Consider the following 19,405-nt stretch of genomic DNA (forward strand, 5'->3'; position numbering starts at 1 on the left):
TTGTTTGTGGTTGAGGCAGTTAGCACGATTTACCCCTGGCCAAAAGCCACAACGCTTTCTAAGCTGACAGCGCGACTTTGTTCATGCGAACAAGGAATGACTCAAGGAGATTCATCCGTGGCTAAAAAAGTGGCGATCGTACTGGCATCCGGTTTCGCCGATTGGGAATACGCGCTGATTGCCGGCGTTGGCGGCCCGTTTTATGGGCTGGAGGTAGCGTTTTTTGCGCCGCAGGTCGGAAAGTTTCGCTCACAGGGCGGGCTGACGGTAGAGGTTGAAAAAGGCGTGGCCGAATTGGCGGATTGGCGCCCCGAGGTGCTGGTGGTGGTCGGTGGCACTCTATGGGAAACCGAACGGGCACCGGATATCAGCGCGTTGCTCAACGAGCAGTTTCAAGGCGGCGCAACCTTGACGGGCATTTGCGGTGGAACGTTGGCGCTGGCGCGGGCCGGCCTGTTGAACGGCAGGGCGCATACCTCCAACGATGCTGGGTTTTTGACGCGCCATGCTGAGGGCTACACCGGGCAGCGCCATTTCGTTGCGAGCGCCGCCGCCGTCGTGGATGACCGTGTCATTACGGCACCGGGATCGGCGCCGGTCAGCTTTACCACCGCCGTGTTCAGGGCTGCGGGCCTGGATGAAGAGACGCTGCGCCAGCTCAGCGCCATGCTGGCGGCGGAGCACGCGGTGGGGGAAACCGCTCGCGCCTAGGCGAGCGGCCAGAGGTGGGTTACTGCTGTGCCTTCAGCCAGGCGATCTCTTCCGCCCAGATATCCGGATTTACCGTTTCCAGAATCAGCGGGATATTGTCGAAACGCGGATCGCGCATGATGTAGCTGAACACCGTTTTGCCGATGTTGCCCTCTCCCAGGCTGTGGTGGCGGTCGACGCGGCTGTTGAACTCGCTCTTGGCGTCGTTCAGGTGCATGCCGCGCAGGTAGTTGAAACCGACGATGTCGCCAAGCTGCTTAAAAGTGCGCTCGCACTCTTCTTCGGTACGCAGATCGTATCCGGCGGCGAAGGCGTGGCAGGTGTCGATGCAAACGCCGACGCGGCTCTTGTCTTCCACGCCGTCGATGATCGCCGCCAGATGTTCGAATTTGAAGCCCAGGTTACTGCCCTGGCCGGCGGTGTTTTCGATCACCGCCGTCACGCCGGCGGTTTTGTCCAGCGCGATGTTGATCGATTCGGCGATGCGCGCCAGGCACTTGTCTTCATCGATTTGCAGCAGGTGGCTGCCCGGGTGGAAGTTCAGCAGCGTTAGCCCCAGCTGTTCGCAGCGCTGCAACTCGTCGATAAACGCCTCGCGCGATTTTTCCAACGCCTCGGCCACCGGGTGGCCCAGGTTGATCAGGTAGCTGTCGTGCGGCAGGATTTGCCCCGGCCCGAAGCCGTACTGCGCGCAGGCGCTCTTGAACTTATCGATCACGTCGGCGGCCAGCGGCGCGGCCTTCCATTGACGCTGATTTTTGGTGAACAGGGCGAACGCGGTCGCCTCCAATTCGTGCGCGCGGATAACCGCCTGATCCACGCCGCCTGACGCGCTGACATGTGCACCGACAAACTTCATCTTCATTCTCCTGTGTTATCGGTGACATTATGGCATTGATGGCGGGCGGATTGAATGATGAAAAGCGGCGGCCCGCCGAAGCGGGCCGCTGAAGGGGATGATTAGAGCCAGTGTTGCACCAGCTGGTTTATCGCGCCGCCGCCGACCAGCAGCCAGACGAACAGCAGCGTGGCCAACAGAATCGGTTTCATCCCGGCCTGGCGCACGGCGCTGATGTGGGTGGTCAGCCCCAACGCCGCCATCGCCATCGCCAGCATCCAGGTGTCGGCGGTGATCAGATGGTGCACCAGCGTGGCCGGCAGCAGGTTGAAGGAGTTCAGCCCGGCGACGGCGATAAACAGCACGGCAAACCACGGAATGGTGATGGCGGATTTTTCCGCCTTGCCTGCGCTGCCGCGGCTGATGTAGCCCGACAGCAGCAGCAGGAACGGCGCCAGCATCATCACGCGGATCATCTTGGCGATCACCGCCGCATTTTCGGCGTCCGGCCCAATGGCGTGCCCGGCCGCAACCACCTGAGCCACTTCGTGGATGGTGGAGCCGGCGTAGATGCCGAAGGTTTCCTGGCTGAACGGCAGCCACTGGAAGTGTTCATTCAGCTGATACAGCCATGGGTAGGCGAAGATCGCCAGGGTGCCGAACACCACCACGGTCGAGACCGCCACCGCCACTTTGCTGGAGTCGGCCTTCAGCACCGGCTCGGTGGCCATCACCGCCGCCGCGCCGCAAATGCTGCTGCCGGCGCCGATCAGCATCGCGGTCTGGCTGTCGATGCCAAACACTTTCTTGCCGAGCCAGCAGGCCAGCAGGAAGGTGGTGGTCAGGGTCAGCGCATCGATGATGATGCCGCTGGCGCCCACGTCGGCGATTTGCTGAAAGGTCAGGCGGAAGCCGTAAAGGATAATGCCCAGACGCAGCAGGCGTTGTTTGGCCAGCTGTACGCCGCCGTGACAAACGGTTTGCCAGCGGGGATACAGCGTGTTGCCCACCAGAATGCCGAACAGGATCGCCAGCGTCAGCGCCCCCAGGCCCAGCTCCGCCACCCAGGGAATGTCGCCGGCCCAGACGGCCAGCGCGGTGAGCGCGCCGGTGAGCGCCAGCCCCGGCACCAGGCGCGGCAGGCCGAACAGCGGAAAGCGTCGCTCGGGATAAGTGTGAGTGGTATCAGTCGCCATAAAAGTCAGTCCTTCAGTCTGTTTCTTGCTGCTAAGAGTACGTTTGGGCTGAATAAAAGAGAAATTGATTATATATTTATAACCTATCTGAATAAGTGGTATGGCGTCAGGCATTGGCATAAAGCCGCATTGCGGCTAGGGTGAGGAGGAGCGGCGAGCCGCCGTCAACTTTCCAACTGAACAGGAGCAGGCGATGGATACCGACGATCAACGCAGAGAGCAGATAGACCAGGAAGTGGGGCGCGCGGTGCGGCGGTTGATTGAAGAAAACAAGGTGGTCGATCGCGATCGCCTGGTGGCGATGCTGCAATTAATACAGCGGGACGAAGCCGGCACGCCGCGCGAGGCGGTGCTGGCCGCGGCGGCGCAGCTGGTCGCCTTGGGCAAGTAACGGGCCGAATTGGCCGTAAACCGGGTAGCCTCGCCGGGCTACCCACATCATGTTGACATCATTTTGTGGTTCTCTGGCAGAACCCTTTTTCACTACCGGGACGGCTATGCATATCACGTTGCGTCAACTGGAAGTCTTCACCGAAGTGCTGAAAAGCGGTTCGACCACTCAGGCCTCGGTGGTGCTGGCGCTGTCGCAGTCGGCGGTCAGCGCGGCGCTGGCGGATCTGGAGGGGCAACTGGGCGTGCAGCTGTTCGATCGCGTCGGCAAACGGCTGGTGATCAACGAGCACGGCCGGTTGTTGTATCCCAAGGCGCTGGCGCTGCTGGAGCAGGCGGGGGAGATCGAGCAGCTGTTTCGCCATGACGGCGGGGCGCTGCGCATCGCCGCCAGCAGTACCATCGGCAACTACATGCTGCCGGAGATGATCGCCCGTTACCGCCGGGACTTTCCGGCCACGCCGCTGGAGCTGAACGTCGGCAACAGCCAGGACGTGATCGTAGCGGTGGCGGATTTCCGCGTCGATCTGGGGCTGATCGAAGGGCCTTGCCATATGCCGGAGCTGGTGACGCAGCCGTGGCTGGAGGACGAGCTGGTGGTGTTCGCCGCGCCGGACAACCCGCTGACCCGTCAACCGCCGACGCTCGAGGCGTTGGCCAATGCGTCGTGGATCTTGCGCGAGCGCGGTTCGGGCACCCGCGAGGTGCTGGATCATCTGCTGTTGGCGCACCTGCCGCACTTCCAGCTGGTGATGGAGCTCGGCAACTCGGAGGCTATCAAGCACGCGGTGCGGCACGGCATCGGCATCAGCTGCCTGTCGCGGCGGGTGGTGGCGGAACAGCTGGCCAGCGGCGCGCTGGTAGAACTGCCGGTACCGCTGCCGCCGCTGCGGCGCACCCTGTACCTGATCCGCCATCGGCAAAAGCACATTTCCAACGCATTACAGCGTTTTCTCAGCTATTGCGCGCTGTAATCGGCAGCGCGTCACGCCCTCTGCTGCCGCGCAGGCCGGAAAAAGCATAAAAACCTGCGCGCGCTCACATTAATGAGAGTAAGTAAGGCCATAAGGGCCGCGGCTAATAATTGCCTCTGAATTATGAAGCTATCTTATATCAGTGCAATGTTGCTAGTTCACCGGCGGGTATTTGTTACAATCCGCCCTCATTTTTCAAAGAGCAGATAGGGTACGAATGGCTCAGCAGGATATAAAAACATCGGGGCAGCAAGCACCCGGATTGCGCCGCGAGCTGAAAGCCCGGCATTTGACCATGATCGCCATCGGCGGCTCCATCGGCACCGGCCTGTTCGTCGCCTCGGGGGCCACGGTTTCTCAGGCAGGCCCCGGCGGGGCGCTGTTGTCTTACGCGCTGATCGGTTTGATGGTGTACTTCCTGATGACCAGCCTGGGCGAACTGGCGGCCTTTATGCCGGTCTCCGGTTCATTCTCCACTTACGGCGCCAAATACGTGGAAGAAGGCTTCGGCTTCGCGCTGGGCTGGAACTACTGGTACAACTGGGCGGTGACCATCGCCGTTGATCTGGTGGCCTCGCAGTTGGTGATGAGCTACTGGTTCCCGGACACCCCCGGCTGGATCTGGAGCGCGCTGTTCCTCGGCCTGATGTTCCTGCTGAACTACATTTCGGTGAAAGGGTTCGGCGAGGCGGAATACTGGTTCGCGCTGATCAAGGTCAGCACCGTGATTATCTTCATCGCCGTCGGCGTGCTGATGATCGTCGGCATTCTGAAGGGTGGCGAGCACGCCGGCTGGCAGAACTGGACGATAGGGGACGCGCCGTTCGCCGGTGGCTTCTCGGCGATGATCGGCGTGGCCATGATCGTCGGCTTCTCGTTCCAGGGCACCGAACTCATCGGCATCGCGGCCGGCGAATCGGAAAACCCGGGTAAAAACATCCCGCGCGCGGTGCGTCAGGTGTTCTGGCGTATCCTGCTGTTCTATATCTTCGCCATTCTGATCATCAGCCTGATCATTCCGTATACCGATCCGAGCCTGCTGCGCAACGACGTGAAGGACATCAGCGTCAGCCCGTTCACCCTGGTGTTCCAGCATGCCGGCCTGCTGTCGGCGGCGGCGGTGATGAACGCGGTGATCCTGACGGCGGTGCTGTCGGCCGGTAACTCGGGCATGTACGCCTCTACCCGCATGCTGTTCACCCTGGCGTCGGAAGGCAAGGCGCCGCGCATCTTCGCCAAGCTGTCGAAAGGCGGCGTGCCGCGCAACGCGCTGTACGCGACCTGCGTGGTGGCCGGGCTGTGCTTCCTGACGTCGATGTTCGGCAACCAGTCGGTTTACCTGTGGCTGCTGAATACCTCGGGCATGACCGGTTTCATCGCCTGGTTGGGCATCGCCATCAGCCACTATCGCTTCCGTCGCGGTTACATGCTGCAGGGGCGCGATCTGAACGACTTGCCGTACCGTTCCGGGTTCTTCCCGCTGGGGCCGATCTTCGCCTTCGTGCTGTGCCTGATCATTACCCTGGGCCAGAACTACCAGGCCTTCCTGCAAGACAAGATCGACTGGTACGGCGTGACCGCGACCTACATCGGCATTCCGCTGTTCCTGCTGATCTGGTTTGGTTACAAGCTGTCGCGCGGCACCCGCGTCGTGAAGTACAGCGAAATGGAATTCCCGAAGATGGACGTGAAGTAATTTTCGGAGAGTGAGACGCGGCGGGGGTTCCCGCCGCGTGTGGTTTTACTTTTTCCCGCCTTTGGCTTCCGCCAGCGCCTGCTGCGCCGAGCTCATCAAATTTTCCACCGTCGCATAATCCTGCGTCAGCGCCAAAATGCCGGCGTTGAGCTGCATGTTCACCTCGCCGAACGCGCCAAAATCGTAGGGTGCCTCCAGCGGCGGCACGATGCGCGCGAGGAACTCGCTTTCCGCGCCGTAGGGCAGATCGTGCACCAGTATCAAAAACAGGCCGCCGGTATAGCGGCAGACGTAGTCGCTGGGGCGGATCAGCGTCTTGAGGCGCTCGCCGACGGTGCGCAGCACGTCATCGCCAATCTGGACGCCGTGGCTTTGGTAGAGCGCAGCCAGCGGACCGAACTCAAGAATGAACAGGTGGGAGATCGTCTGCGCTGCTGCGGGGCGGCAGATGCTGCGCATCACCACCTCGCCGCCCGCTCGGTTGAGGAAGCCGGTCAGGCGATCGCGGTGCGACGCCTGCTGCTTCTCCCAAGCCAGCGTGACGTGCTGTACCCGCTGACGGTGGTAGCGAGCGATCATGCCATGGGCCAGCACCAGCCACAGCGGCGCGAGGTCCGCCAGGACAAACAGGTTTTGCACGCGCGACAGCGGCGCCGCCAGCAGGTAGGGCAGCGTCAGCGCGATCACCTCAAGCAGCGCGAAGCGCGGCGCGGCGGCGTGGCGCTGCATCAGCCAGCAGGCCAGGGCGGTGATCGTCAGCCCGGCGAACAGGATTAAAACGAAGCGGCCTGACAGCATCGCCAGCGCGGCGCTGGCGCCGACCAGCAGCATCCACAGCAGCACCGTCACCAGCATGGCGTCCGGCCAGGCGGGTTGGCGCCGCTGCGCCAATCCGGCGCGTCCGGCGGTTAACAGCAACAGCAGCAGCAGCAAACCGATGCCGACCAGCCGCTGGTTCAGCCAGGCGTATCCCACCAACAGCGCCGCCGGCCCCACGGCATTCAGCCAGGGGGTGAGGGGAGAGGGCGTCAGCGTGAGCCGCAGCTGGCGTTGAAACGGCTCGTCGTCGGCGTGCAGCGGGCTGTACAACAGCCAGTTCAGCAGCGCCGGGCGTTTGGGCGTTACCGCCGGAGATGGACTTCTCATTACAGCCTCGTCAATAAAGGCCGCTCTTGCGGCGGCCTGAAGGTTTTTTGCACGCGCGGTGCTGTGGTTTTGGATTCTAAGTGGTTTTTTCGTTATTTGTCAGACTCTGGTCGGATCAGGAATAACTTTCAGAATAATGAACCTAATGGCCGTTGGTGGGGTAAAGGCGAGGGGATGAAAAATGGCGATAGAAAACAATTTATTACATTTTCATAACGCCGTTTTCACCTATTGATATGATTGATAAGTATTATCGTTTGCTTTATTGTTGACGGCTGCGCGTAGGCTGTCGCTGCGCGCTTTCCGGTTTACGGCGGATGCTTTCGCGCCGCTGTCATGATGGTTGTAACAGGTATCCTAACTAATGAGCGTATCCACCGATCCCACGACTGAAGCCAAGGGGCAACCCGACGCCGGCGTGATGGGGCGTTATCAGCATATTCTTCGCCATCGCCTGTTGATGATGGGCGCGTTGGCACTGGCAATCCTGGGCTCGCTGCTGCTGGATTTCACCATGGGGCCGTCCGGGCTGTCGCTGTCGTCCTTATGGCAAACGCTGCTCGATCCCGCCGCGGCCGATGCCGGCACGCGGGTGATCGTCTGGGACATCCGGTTGCCTTATGCGCTGATGGCGGTGGTGGTGGGCTTTGCGCTCGGCCTGGCCGGGGCGGAAATGCAGACCATCCTGAATAACCCGCTGGCCAGCCCCTTTACCCTCGGCGTGTCTTCCGCCGCGGCCTTTGGCGCCGCGCTGGCGATCGTGCTCGGCATCGGCATTCCGGGCATTCCCGATCAGTGGTTCATCTCCGCCAACGCCTTTATCTTTGCGCTGTTCGCCGCGCTGATGCTCGACGGCATCACGCGCTGGACGCGGGTCGCCACCTCCGGCGTGGTGCTGTTCGGCATCGCGCTGGTGTTTACCTTCAACGCGCTGGTATCGATGATGCAGTTCATCGCCAGCGAGGACACGCTGCAGGGGCTGGTATTCTGGACCATGGGCAGCCTGGCGCGCGCCTCGTGGGACAAGCTGGGCATCCTGTTCGGCGTTTTCGCCGTGCTGCTGCCGCTGTCGATGATGAGCTCGTGGAAACTGACCGCGCTGCGTCTGGGTGAAGATCGGGCGGTGAGCTTCGGTATCGATGTGCGCCGTCTGCGGCTGGCCACGCTGCTGCGCATCAGCATTCTCTCGGCGCTGGCGGTGGCCTTCGTCGGGCCGATCGGCTTTATCGGCCTGGTGGCGCCGCACATCGCCCGCATGATCTTCGGCGAAGATCACCGCTTCTATCTGCCGGCCAGCGCGCTGATTGGCGCGCTGGTGCTGTCGATGGCCTCGGTGGCGTCGAAAAATCTGGTGCCCGGGGTGATCATTCCGGTGGGCATCGTCACGTCGCTGGTCGGGGTGCCGTTCTTCCTGAGCATTATTCTGCGCCACCGGGGGAACGTATGATCCAGGGCTTACGAATAGAAAACTTCTCGGCGGGCTACCCGAAGCGCCCGGTGATCGACGATCTCTCGGTGCCGATGCTGCCGCGCGGGCAAATCACCGTGCTGCTGGGGCCGAACGGCAGCGGCAAATCGACGCTGCTGCGCTCGCTGGCCGGGCTGAACCCGGCGCAGGGCAAGCTGTGGCTGGACGACGGCGATCTGATGCAGATGCCGTTCGCCCGTCGGGCGGAGAAAGTGGTCTATCTGCCGCAGTCGCTGCCCGCCGGGGTGCATCTGCACGTGCTGGAGTCGATCATCGTGGCGCAGCGCGCCTCGGGCGGCCGCAGCAACGCCGGCAGCGAAGCGGAAGTGATGGCCCTGCTGGAGCAGTTGGGCATCGCGCACCTGGCGCTGAGCTACCTCGATCAACTGTCCGGCGGCCAGAAACAGCTGGTGGGATTGGCGCAGTCGCTGATCCGTCAGCCCTCGCTGCTGCTGCTGGATGAGCCGCTGAGCGCGCTCGATCTCAACTATCAGTTCCATGTGATGGATTTGGTGCGCCGCGAAACTCGCAAGCGCAATATCGTGACGGTGGTGGTAGTGCACGACATCAATATCGCGCTGCGCCACGGCGACCACGTGCTGATGCTGCAGGATGGCGATCTGATCGCCGACGGCGCGCCGGAGCAGGTGATTACGCCACAGAGCCTGGCGCGGGTCTACGGCGTGCGCGGGCGCATCGAACGCTGCTCGCAGGGCACGCCGCAGGTGCTGATAGACGGCCTGGTAAACCAGCCGACGATTTAACCCAAGAAAAAGCCCGGCATCGCCGGGCTTTCTTTATCGCGCAGTGTGGTTCAGCGCCTCGCTCACGCGTTCGACGACGTGCTGGGCGGTGACGATGCCGCCGGACAGATACACCTCGGCCGCCGGCAGGTAAACCACCTGGCCTTTTTTCACCGCCGTGGTTTTCTTCAGCGCGGTACCGGTAAGGATTTTCTGCGGTGCCACCGCGTTCGGCCGTCCGGTCGCGGCGTCTCTGTCGATAACGAACAGCCAGTCCGGATTCAGTTTGGCCACCTGCTCAGGCGTCAGCTTGTTGCCGCGCACGTCTTTTTCGTCGGACTGCAGCGCAGACGAGAAGCCGAGGGCGTCATAGACGAAGCTGAAACGACTCTTGGGGGCGTAGGCGCTGATCTTGCCGCCGGAGAACAGCACCACCAGCCCGCGCCCGGCCTGAGCGGCCTGCGGTTTGACCGCCGCGATCTGCGCATCCAGCTTATCAACCGCCGCCTGCGCCTGCTGCTGCTTATCGAACAGCTCGCCCAGCTGCAGCGTGCGCTGTTTCAGGCTGCCCAACTGATCCTGCGGATCGACGGACATGTTCAGCGTCGGCGCCAGCGCGTTCAGCTCGTCATAGGCTTTGGCAGCGCGGCCGGCGATCAGGATCAGATCCGGCTTGGCGGCGCGCAGCACGGCCATATCCGGCTCGAACAGGGTGCCGGCATTGAGGTATTTGTCATCCTGATAGCGCTTCAGATTATCCGGCAAGTTCTTGCGGTTGCCGGGCAGCGCCAGCGGCTCGACGCCCAACAGCTGCAGCGTTTCAAGCGAGGCGTAATCCAGCACCACGATGCGCTGCGGGTGCTTTTTCACCTCGGTGCTGCCGTTCAGGTGCTGGACGTTGACGGTGGCCGGCGCCACCGGCGCGTCGGTTTTGCTGTGGCAACCCGCCAGCGCCATCGCGGCCAGCAGGGCGATCATCAGGGGGGAGCGGCGTAATCTCATGGAGCTTCCTCACGGTGATGGAATGAAAAGGGCGCGCAGCGCGCGCCCAGGGGCATCAGAAGTTGTAGGTCATGCCGACGGTGTAACGGCGGCCGTCCAGCGTGGTGCGGTAGTGGTCGTAATCCACGGTTTTGTCGAGGATGTTGTAAACCCCGCCGGTCAGCTGCAGGTTCTTCGCCGCCTGATAGCTCAGGCCCGCATCGACGAAGGTGTAGGACGGCGTGCTGGTCTCCATCGACGTGCGGCTCAGGTAGTCAGAGGTGCGGCTGCGGAAGTTGACGCGCGACCACAGGCTGAGGTCCTGCGTGGCCTGCCAGTCCAGCACGGTGTTGAGCATGTGCTTCGGCATCTGGTTGAGCGCCTTACCCTGGAAGTCGCCGCTCTTCTGTTCGGAAGCGGTGTAGGTGTAGTTGGTGTTCCACTTCCAGTCTTTGTTGATCTGCCAGCCGAAGGTGGCTTCTACGCCGCGCATATTGGCTTTGTCGACGTTGACGCGATCGCTGATAAAGTCATAGACATCGTTGCCGATCTTGCAGTCCGGCGTGTCTTCGCAGCGGCGTACTTCGGTGATCTTGTTCTTGAAGTCGGTGTTGAAGACCGTCACGCCGGCGTTGACGCCTTTCAGGCTATCCCACATCAGGCCGATCTCTTCGCTCAGGCTCTTCTCCGGCTGCAGATCCGGGTTGCCGACGATGATGCCGTTACGCACGCCGCCGCCGGTGACCTGGCCCCAGCTGGCGGAGGATTGGCGCAGATCCGGCGAACGGTAGCCGGCGGAGACGCCGCCTTTCATCGTCCACTGCTCGGTCAGGTGCCAGACGCCGTACATGCGCGGCGACCAGTGGCTGCCGAAGTTCTGATCGCGATCCATACGGATGCCGCTGGTCAGGCTGAAGTCATTGGTCAGCGCCCATTCGTCTTCGGCGAACAGCGCCCAGCTCCAGCGCGTCAGCTGGTTGACGTCTTTCGCCGAGCTCAGCTGGTTGCCGCTGTCGCCCAGTTTCTCATAGCGGTATTGGCCGCCGAGGTTCAGCATGTGGGAACCCAGCTCGAACTGGTTCTGGGTGTTGAAGATGGTGTTGTACATCTTCATCTTGCGGCCCGGGTTATTGGTCTCTTCCCGCTGAACGTAGCTGGTGGAGTTGCCGAAGTCGTAATAACCGTTGTGGGTCAGCGAGTAGTTGGTGCGCGTGTAGAGATCTTCGCTGCGAGAGGTAGGTTTGCACTTGCCTTTGCTGCAACGCTCTGCCACCACCGATTTGCCCGGTGTGCTGTTGCGATCCTGCAGCGAGCGGCCGATTTCGAAGTCGAATTCGTTTTTCTCGTCCGGCGTCAGGGTGAACACCGCGGTGCCGCTGCGCATGCGCTGTTCGTTGTAACCGTTGGCGATTTTATCTTCGGCACGGCGCGACAGCAGGCCGTTGACCCGCACGCCGAGCAGGCCTTCAATCAGTGGGCCGGAGGCGTAGGCGTTGGTCTGGAACAGATCGCCGGAATCGCGGTTTTCCTGAAGGGTGGCGTCGCCGTGCAGCGAGCCTTTCCACTCGGTGCGGGAGGTCTTGCGGGTGATGACGTTGATCACGCCGCCCATGGCGTCGGAGCCGTACAGCGAAGACATCGGCCCGCGCACCACTTCGATGCGCTCGATGGCTTCCATCGGCGGCAGCCAGCCCTGTTCGATGCCGGCGTTGTCGCTGTTCGGACGGGTACCGCGGGTGTCAACGCGCTTGCCGTCCACCAGGATCAGCGTGTACTTGGAGGACATGCCGCGGATGCTGATGTCACTGCTGCTGGCGCCGCCGGTGACCACCACGCCCGGCACGTCTTTCAGCGCGTCGGTCACGTCGCGATAGGCCTTGTCTTCAATTTGCTGACGCGGGATCACCGAGATGGAAGCGGCGGAGTCCTGAATTTTTTGCTGGAAGCCGGAGGCGGTGACGACCATGGTGTCCTGGGTGTCGTCCTGCGGCGCGGCCAGCGCGGCGGTGGCGCTGAGTGAGGCGACGACCAGAGCGGCGAGCTTGCTGTAACGTGGCGTTTCCATGAGGTAAACCTTTCCTGGATTGAAGTGAAAGTAATTAACCAATTGAATTTCTAATGAAATTATTCATCGTTCGCTGAGAAATACTTCGCTTCGTCAGCGTTGCGTGAGGGTATTGTAAGGATTTTTTACTGAATGTAAACGCTAATGATAATTCATATCATTTGTATGCTTGTTCTTCTGACGGGAAAGGGTAACCGGATGAATTAAAGGGAAAAGCGGCGCAGCGGGCGTGCGCCGGGGAGGATCAGCGTTTCTGGATGTAGGTGATGGCCAGCGCCAGCGCCAGCACCAGGCCTTTGATAATGTCCATGGCGTAGTAGGGCACCGACAGCATCACCAGGCCGTTTTGCAGCACGCCGAGGATCACCGCGCCGATCAGGGTGCCGAGCGCATTGGGTTTACCGGCCCCGGCCAGCGAGAAGCCGATATAGGCCGCCGCCACCGCGTCCATCAGATAACCGCCGCCGGCGTTGACCTGCGAAGAGCCGATACGTGACGCCAGCAAGATGCCGCCAAGCGCCGCCAGCCAAGAGGAAATGACGTAAGCGGCAACCCTGTAACGCACGGTGCGGATGCCCGACAGACGTGCGGCTTCGGGGTTGCCGCCGATGGCATACATGCGGCGGCCATGCTTGGTCAACGACAGGAACAGCTGCACCGCGACGGTGACCGCCAGCATGATCAGCACGATCACCGGCACCTGGCCGAGGGCGGAAAACACCTCCGGGATCAGGCCTTCCGCCATGTCACCATTCGGCAGCACCATGTTTTGGGTGATGGATCCGCCGTAGCTGTAGGTCATCGCCACGCCCTGGATCACGAACAGGCTGGCCAGCGTCGCCAGCATATCGGGAATTCTGAACACCACGATCAGCAGGGCGTTGAACAGGCCGACCAGCGTGCACAGCAGCAGCGTTACCACGATGGCGCCGGTGGTGCCGAATCCGTGCCAGACGAACAGCGAAATCACCAGCGCGTTGGCCAACGAGGCGGTTGAGCCGACCGACAGATCGAAACCGCCGACCGACAGCGAGATAGAGACGCCGATGGCGATCACCGTCACGATGGCGATCGAACGCAGGATATTGATGATGTTGTTGGCATCGAGAAAGTTGTCCGACGCCAGGCCGAACAGGGCGATCAGCGCCGCCACGGTCAGCAACATGCCCCATTTGTAGAGGAAATCGAACAGCTGTTGGCGCCAGGGCAGCGCAGGCCGCAGGGCTAATTCTTTACTCACGCAGGGGTTCCTCCGGTGGAATAGAGCAATAAGGTTTCTTCGTCGATGTCGGCGGCGTTCAACTCCGCCACGATGCGGCCGTCCCACAGCACGCAGATGCGATCGCACAGGCCAACCAGCTCGGCGAACTCGCCGGAGGCGTAAATCACGCCTTTGCCGGCGCGCGCCAGGCCGTCGATCAGGCCAAACAGCTCTTGCTTGGCCTTGATGTCCACGCCCTTGGTCGGTTCATCGAAGATCAGCACCTCGGCGTTGCCGCGCAGCCATTTGCCGATCGCCACTTTTTGTTGATTGCCGCCGGACAGGCGCGCCAGCCGCTGTTGCGGGCCCGAGGCGCGAATGTTCAGGCGCTGCATGATCTCGCGCGCCCAGCGCAGCTCTTGCCGCCGGCTGAACAGGCTCCAGCGCGAGAAGCTGTCGTCGGCGCTGACGCTCAGGTTCATCGGGATCGCCTCATCGATGAAGATGCCCTCTTTGCGGCGCTCTTCCGGCACCAGCGCCAATCCTTGTTCGACCGAGAGGTGCGGCGCGCGCGGTGCCCAGGGTTGCCCGCGCAGTTCGCCGCGCTCGAGCTGCACGGCGCTGGCGCCGAACAGCGCTTTGCACAGCTCGGTTTTGCCGGCTCCGGCCAGCCCGGCGATGCCGAGAATTTCGCCCTCATGCAGCCGCAGCGAAACGTCGCGCAGCTTGTGGCGATCGCGCAAGCCTTGCACCTGCAGCAGCGTTCGCTTGGCGTGCGGTGGGCGCGGCGGCGGGAAAATGTCGTCCAGCCGATGGCCGAGCATCTTCTCGACGATCTGTTCGCCGCTCAGCCCGCGCATGGGGTCCTCGCTGACGCGCCGGCCGTCGCGCAGTACCGTCAGCCGATCGCAAATGTCGCTCAGTTCGTGGATGCGGTGGGAAATAAACACGATGCCGATGCCTTCGGATTGCAGGCGGCGCACCACGTTAAACAGGCGCTCGCTCTCGGCGCGATCGAGCGGCGCGGTCGGTTCGTCGAGCACCAGAAAACGGCAGCGGTGCGAAAGCGCACGCGCCAGCAGTACCTGCTGTTTTTCCGCCAGCGTGCAGTCCGCCAGCCGCCTGCGCGGGTTGAGCGGCAGCGCCCATTGCTGCAGCAACTGCGCGGCGCGGCGGTGCAGCTCCGCCCAGTTCAGCCAGTGGCCCGGCTCGTTCAGCCAGTCCAGCATGATGTTTTCCGCCACCGACAGCGTGGGGATCAGCGCGACGTCGACCTCTTGCTGCACCACGTGAATACCGTGGCGGCGCGCCTGCAGCGGGGAGTGGATCGCCACCGCCTGGCCGTCGATCAGGATCTCGCCGCGATAATGATCGTGGGCGCCGGAGAGGATCGCCATCAGCGTCGACTTGCCCGCGCCGTTGGCGCCGACCAGCGCGTGGATTGAACCGCCCTGCAGCGTGAAGTCCACGTCCTGCAGCGCGTTGAAGCCGGCGAAGGCGATCGAGATATTGCGCATCTCGAGGCGTGAAGGCGTTGCGGTTGGCATAGAGCAATAAGGCCGTTTAGATGTTTAGATGGCTGTTCTGCTCTGTTGTAACACAGATTGCGCCGTTGGCAACCAACAAAATGGCATAACGGCGGTGAAAAACGCGTTGGCGGGCAGGGGCGCAACCCGCGTCAGGCTGCGCCGGTGCGAGAAACGGTCAGAAGGTGGTGGGGGTGTGTGCGCTGACGATGCGGCAGATGCGCGCCGACGTATTGCTGAAGCTGTGCGGGATGCCGGTATTAATGGCGTAGCTCTGACCGGCGGTCAGGCAGTAGCTCTGGCCGTTGATGGTCAGCACGATCTCGCCTTCCAGCAGGGTGCCGATCTCTTCGCCCTGGTGTTTGATCTTTTCGCCGGTGGTGGTGCCGGGCTGGTAGGTTTCCAGCATCATCGCCAGGTTGCGCGTCGGGCTGCCGTTGTGCACCAGCTTCATCGACACCCCCTGGCTGCCGATCTCAATCAGGTCCTCGGCGTCGATCACCACGCGCGGTTCGTCGGCGGCTTCCGGTTCGGCAAAGAATTCAGACAGCGACAGGCCATACACCTTCAGCAGCTTTTGCAGCGTGCTGATGGCCGGGCTGACCTTGTCCTGTTCGATGGTGCTGATCGCACTGTGGGTTAACCCGGACAGTTCGGCGACCCGGCGCTGCGACAAACCCAATTGCTGACGGATCTGCGACAGGCGTTTGCCCGGTGCCAAGCTGGCTTCGCTCATAGCGGTACTTCCTTCTGGTAGGGGCGACAGGCAGACATGAATATCGCTATCGGGCGCCTGTCTGGGCGATAACGATGCTGCATGATATCGGTAGTTAGGGCAGGTTTGGAAAATATATTGCCCATGTTCACTCTCGGTGCGTTGGACGAAATAATTGACGTAAAAAGAACGGCAAGGCCTTTTCGGTCAATATTTTATCAATTTAGCAGCCGGTGGCGAATAATCAAACAGGATTGTAACATTTGCAAACCTATTCTGTTAAGGCTATGTTTCATATTGTGGATGTTATTTTGAGCGCCCAGCAGCGGCGCGGCCTGGCGAGAAATCCAATCATGTGTTGAATCGAACGGCGGACGGGCGCCAACGCGCCTTAAGAGCATAATGGCGGGTGACGTATGCAAACCAATAGCGCAGCAGTTGAACATTTTGCACAGCATCATGAAGAGAGGCGAAGTAGCGCGTTCCAAAATGAGGTTGCTCATTATTTGGAACGCCATCCCGCCACGCAGTATGTCGATATCCTTCTCACCGATCTCAATGGTTCCTTCCGCGGCAAACGCATACCCGTCTCAGGGTTGAAAAAACTGGAAAAAGGCAGCTACTTCCCCGCGTCGGTGTTCGCCATGGACATCCTCGGCAACGTGGTGGAGGAAACCGGTCTTGGGCAGGAGCTTGGCGAACCGGACCGCGTATGCCTGCCGGTGCCCGGCTCGCTGACGCCGTCGGCCGCCGATCCGGAGCATATCGGCCAGGTGCTGCTGACCATGCTGGATGAAGATGGCACTCCCTTTGACGTTGAACCCCGCAATGTGCTGAACCGCGTGTGGCAGGCGCTGCGACAGCGCGGCTTGTTCCCGGTGGCAGCGGTAGAGCTGGAGTTTTATCTCATCGATAGGCTGCGCGACGCGGAGGGCGATCTGCAGCCGCCGTGTGCGCCCGGCACCCAGGAGCGCAACACCCAAAGCCAGGTGTATTCCGTCGATAACCTGAACCATTTCGCCGAGGTGCTGAACGACATCGACGCGCTGGCGAAACTGCAGGGGCTGCCGGCGGACGGCGCGGTGGCGGAGGCGTCGCCGGGGCAGTTCGAGGTCAACCTGCGTCATACCGACGATATCTTGCTGGCCTGCGACCACGCGCTGGCGCTGAAGCGGCTGGTGCGGCTGGTGGCCGAGAACCACGACATGCACGCCACCTTTATGGCCAAACCCTATGAGGATTACGCCGGCAGCGGCATGCACGTGCATGTCAGTATGCAGGACGGGGCGGGCAACAACCTGTTCGCCGACGCCGAAGGCGAGGATTCACCGCTATTGAAACAGGCGCTGGCCGGGATGATCACCCTGATGCCGGCGTCGATGGCGCTGCTGGCGCCGAATGTCAACGCCTACCGGCGCTTCCAGCCGGGGATGTATGTGCCGATCCAGGCCGCCTGGGGCCACAACAACCGCACCGTGGCGCTGCGCATTCCCTGCGGCGAACCGGAGAACCACCGGGTGGAGTACCGCGTGGCCGGTGCCGACGCCAATCCCTATCTGGTGATGGCGGCGATCCTGGCCGGCATGCTGTACGGGCTGGACAACGCGCTGCCGCTGCCAGAGCCGGTGACCGGCAACGGGCTGGAGCAGGAGGGGCTGCCGTTGCCGATCCGCCAGAGCGACGCATTGTACGAGTTTGAACACCAGCACGCGCTGACCCATTATCTGGGCGAGCGTTTTACCCAGGTTTATCACGCCTGCAAGACGGACGAACTGCTGCAGTTTGAACGGCGGGTGACGGAAACCGAGATCGACTGGATGTTGAAAAATGCCTGAATGGGCGTATAAAGTAAGAGGTATGTGCGGGCGACCGGCCTGCCGGTAGCGGATTAATTCGCCTGCCGGGCTGGTTTTCCGTTCGATCGACAAAAAGAATTTGTATTTGAGGGCTTCCGGATCTTGTCATCCGGAGGCATTCTGGTGCAAAATATCTCAAATGCAGATAGCCGACGTTTTGAAAGCGTCGGTTATTTTTTTTGCATTAAGTTTTACCAACGTAGCGTTTCATACACCAAGCGAGGCCGGACACCGATCCGGATAGATAAATAGTTTCGTGCACGATCAAACAAAACTTTATGGTCGTGACTCATGAGGATTAGAAAGATGGGGCAATTTTTCACTTTAGCACCGGTGCCCGCCGGTTTCCGCTGTGGCCGCAGCGACTATGGAGCAGCCGAGGTTTCCTCGACCCGTTATCCAGCTTACAATCCCCTTCTTTTAGAATTAAGTCGCTCGTTGCGAAGTTTCCCCGCAACCTTAAGTCTTGGCGTGTCCGCCATCCGCAAGGCTCAAGGTAAGGGGGGGCTGACCAATGTCCGATAACACCCTCAACGCCGCTCCGGCTCAGCGCACCCAACTGCGCAAAACCCTGACTTTGGTTCCGGTAGTGATGATGGGCCTGGCTTATCTGCAGCCAATGACCATCTTCGATACCTTCGGCATCGTATCCGGCCTGACCGATGGTCACGTCGCGACTGCGTACGCCTTCGCTCTGCTGGCGATCCTGTTTACCGCCCTGAGCTACGGCAAGCTGGTGAAGAAGTTCCCTTCCGCCGGTTCTGCCTACACTTACGCCCAGAAAGCCATCAGCCCGCACGTCGGCTTTATGGTGGGCTGGTCATCGCTGCTGGACTACCTGTTCATGCCGATGATCAACATCTTGCTGGCCAAGATTTACCTGGAAGCGATTTTCCCGGGCGTCCCGTCCTGGATCTTCGTGGCGGTGCTGGTCGGCTTGATGACGATTTTCAACCTGCGCGGCATCAAGCTGGTGGCTAACCTGAACTCCATCATCGTGGTGGTGCAGGTGGCGATCATGATCGTGTTCCTCGGCCTGGTGATCAACGGCATTTACCACGGCGAAGGCGCCGGTACGCTGGTCAGCAGCCGTCCGTTCTGGTCCGATAACGCCCACGTGGTGCCGATGATTACCGGCGCGACCATCCTGTGCTTCTCGTTCCTGGGCTTCGACGGCATCAGCTCGCTGTCTGAAGAGACCAAAGACGCAGAGAAAGTGATCCCGAAAGCCATCTTCCTGACGGCGCTGATCGGCGGCATCATCTTTATCGTGGTGTCTTACTTCGTGCAGCTGTACTTCCCGGACATCTCGCGCTTCAAGGATCCTGACGCGTCGCAGCCTGAAATCATGCTGTACGTGGCGGGCAAGTTCTTCCAGTCGGTGATCCTGGTGTTCTCCTGCGTGACGGTATTGGCGTCTGGCATGGCGGCACATGCGGGCGTTTCGCGTCTGATGTACGTGATGGGCCGCGACGGCGTGTTCCCGACTCGCTTCTTCGGCTATGTGCATCCGAAGTGGCGTACCCCGGCGCTGAACGTGCTGCTGGTGGGCGCCATCGCGCTGTCCGCGGTATCGTTTGACCTGGTGACCGCGACCGCGCTGATCAACTTCGGTGCGCTGGTGGCCTTCACCTTCGTCAACCTGTCGGTGATCTCGCAGTTCTATATCCGCGACAAGATGAACCGCACCGTGAAGGACACGTTCAACTACCTGATCCTGCCGGTGATGGGCGCACTGACCGTCGGCGCGCTGTGGGTCAACCTGGAAGCCAGCTCGATGACGCTGGGTCTGGTCTGGGCGGCTATCGGCCTGATCTACCTGGCCTTCGTCACCCGCAGCTTCCGTTTGCCGGTGCCGCAAGCGAGCGAAGACGCCGCCTAAGCGCGAGCCGTCTCCTC

The 19,405-nt window shown here is 61.4% G+C and carries 17 protein-coding genes; 8 read left to right on the plus strand and 9 right to left on the minus strand.

All coding sequences use genetic code 11. The features are described from left to right. Positions 1 to 117: 117 nt before the first annotated feature. The gene (locus ACUXAC_RS02665; protein ID WP_454266460.1) at positions 118 to 711 is read left to right on the plus strand and encodes a DJ-1/PfpI family protein; all 594 of its coding nucleotides are present in this window, start codon (positions 118 to 120) and stop codon (positions 709 to 711) included. Positions 712 to 730: 19 nt separating this feature from the next. Here ACUXAC_RS02665 and nfo read toward each other — a convergent pair whose 3' ends face one another. Continuing rightward, entirely contained in the window at positions 731 to 1,570 is an 840-nt protein-coding gene (gene nfo / locus ACUXAC_RS02670) for a deoxyribonuclease IV (protein ID WP_016926988.1), read from the minus strand. A gap of 101 nt (positions 1,571 to 1,671) precedes the next feature. Continuing rightward, complete coding sequence (locus tag ACUXAC_RS02675; protein WP_060420222.1) at positions 1,672 to 2,745, minus strand: YeiH family protein; 1,074 nt, start codon at positions 2,743 to 2,745, stop codon at positions 1,672 to 1,674. A gap of 193 nt (positions 2,746 to 2,938) precedes the next feature. On the opposite strand from ACUXAC_RS02675, the gene ACUXAC_RS02680 reads away from it, so the two are divergent. The 3 genes from ACUXAC_RS02680 to ACUXAC_RS02690 all read left to right on the plus strand — a co-directional run bounded on the left by ACUXAC_RS02680 (position 2,939) and on the right by ACUXAC_RS02690 (position 5,805). Then, positions 2,939 to 3,136 carry a hypothetical protein gene (locus tag ACUXAC_RS02680; protein WP_038877849.1) on the plus strand — a complete coding sequence of 66 codons (198 nt, stop codon included), beginning with the start codon at positions 2,939 to 2,941 and terminating at the stop codon, positions 3,134 to 3,136. Positions 3,137 to 3,242: 106 nt separating this feature from the next. Then, positions 3,243 to 4,109 carry a DNA-binding transcriptional regulator YeiE gene (gene yieE, locus ACUXAC_RS02685; protein WP_060439430.1) on the plus strand — a complete coding sequence of 289 codons (867 nt, stop codon included), beginning with the start codon at positions 3,243 to 3,245 and terminating at the stop codon, positions 4,107 to 4,109. Positions 4,110 to 4,326: 217 nt separating this feature from the next. After that, positions 4,327 to 5,805, plus strand: coding sequence for an amino acid permease (locus ACUXAC_RS02690; RefSeq protein ID WP_025160186.1), 1,479 nt, complete (start codon positions 4,327 to 4,329; stop codon positions 5,803 to 5,805). Positions 5,806 to 5,850: 45 nt separating this feature from the next. On the opposite strand, the gene ACUXAC_RS02695 is transcribed toward ACUXAC_RS02690, so the two are convergent. Then, on the minus strand, positions 5,851 to 6,951 hold the full coding sequence (locus ACUXAC_RS02695; protein WP_102984366.1) for a GGDEF domain-containing protein: 1,101 nt from the start codon (positions 6,949 to 6,951) through the stop codon (positions 5,851 to 5,853). Positions 6,952 to 7,315: 364 nt separating this feature from the next. On the opposite strand from ACUXAC_RS02695, the gene ACUXAC_RS02700 reads away from it, so the two are divergent. Beyond that, the gene (locus ACUXAC_RS02700; RefSeq protein WP_443008419.1) at positions 7,316 to 8,398 is read left to right on the plus strand and encodes a FecCD family ABC transporter permease; all 1,083 of its coding nucleotides are present in this window, start codon (positions 7,316 to 7,318) and stop codon (positions 8,396 to 8,398) included. Beyond that, the gene (locus ACUXAC_RS02705) at positions 8,395 to 9,183 is read left to right on the plus strand and encodes an ABC transporter ATP-binding protein (protein ID WP_038877856.1); all 789 of its coding nucleotides are present in this window, start codon (positions 8,395 to 8,397) and stop codon (positions 9,181 to 9,183) included. Before ACUXAC_RS02700 ends, ACUXAC_RS02705 begins: the two co-directional genes overlap by 4 nt. 33 nt (positions 9,184 to 9,216) lie before the next feature. Here the strand turns inward: ACUXAC_RS02705 and ACUXAC_RS02710 are convergent, their stop codons facing one another. The 6 genes from ACUXAC_RS02710 to ACUXAC_RS02735 all read right to left on the minus strand — a co-directional run bounded on the left by ACUXAC_RS02710 (position 9,217) and on the right by ACUXAC_RS02735 (position 16,153). Next, complete coding sequence (locus ACUXAC_RS02710) at positions 9,217 to 10,164, minus strand: siderophore ABC transporter substrate-binding protein (RefSeq protein WP_147840099.1); 948 nt, start codon at positions 10,162 to 10,164, stop codon at positions 9,217 to 9,219. Between the two features lie 55 nt (positions 10,165 to 10,219). Then, positions 10,220 to 12,208: a ligand-gated channel protein gene (locus ACUXAC_RS02715; RefSeq protein ID WP_060420232.1), complete on the minus strand. Its 1,989-nt coding sequence runs from the start codon at positions 12,206 to 12,208 to the stop codon at positions 10,220 to 10,222. Between the two features lie 244 nt (positions 12,209 to 12,452). Further along, complete coding sequence (locus ACUXAC_RS02720) at positions 12,453 to 13,448, minus strand: ABC transporter permease (protein WP_033648150.1); 996 nt, start codon at positions 13,446 to 13,448, stop codon at positions 12,453 to 12,455. Next, positions 13,445 to 14,956: a sugar ABC transporter ATP-binding protein gene (locus tag ACUXAC_RS02725; RefSeq protein ID WP_454266461.1), complete on the minus strand. Its 1,512-nt coding sequence runs from the start codon at positions 14,954 to 14,956 to the stop codon at positions 13,445 to 13,447. The genes ACUXAC_RS02720 and ACUXAC_RS02725 overlap by 4 nt, the downstream gene beginning before the upstream one ends. 157 nt (positions 14,957 to 15,113) lie before the next feature. After that, positions 15,114 to 15,671: an HTH-type transcriptional regulator PuuR gene (gene puuR / locus ACUXAC_RS02730; RefSeq protein ID WP_038877865.1), complete on the minus strand. Its 558-nt coding sequence runs from the start codon at positions 15,669 to 15,671 to the stop codon at positions 15,114 to 15,116. 197 nt (positions 15,672 to 15,868) lie between these two features. Beyond that, the gene (locus ACUXAC_RS02735; protein WP_162215439.1) at positions 15,869 to 16,153 is read right to left on the minus strand and encodes a hypothetical protein; all 285 of its coding nucleotides are present in this window, start codon (positions 16,151 to 16,153) and stop codon (positions 15,869 to 15,871) included. On the opposite strand from ACUXAC_RS02735, the gene ACUXAC_RS02740 reads away from it, so the two are divergent. Together ACUXAC_RS02740 and ACUXAC_RS02745 are read left to right on the plus strand one after the other, a co-directional pair. Continuing rightward, a complete protein-coding gene (locus ACUXAC_RS02740; RefSeq protein WP_149571267.1) occupies positions 16,067 to 17,485 on the plus strand; it encodes a glutamine synthetase family protein in 1,419 nt (472 codons plus the stop codon). The two genes, ACUXAC_RS02735 and ACUXAC_RS02740, sit on opposite strands and share 87 nt — an antisense overlap. Before the next feature lie 535 nt (positions 17,486 to 18,020). Further along, entirely contained in the window at positions 18,021 to 19,388 is a 1,368-nt protein-coding gene (locus ACUXAC_RS02745; protein WP_038877871.1) for an APC family permease, read from the plus strand. Positions 19,389 to 19,405: the final 17 nt, after the last annotated feature.

This window comes from Serratia sp. 121840015-1, assembly GCF_053627655.1.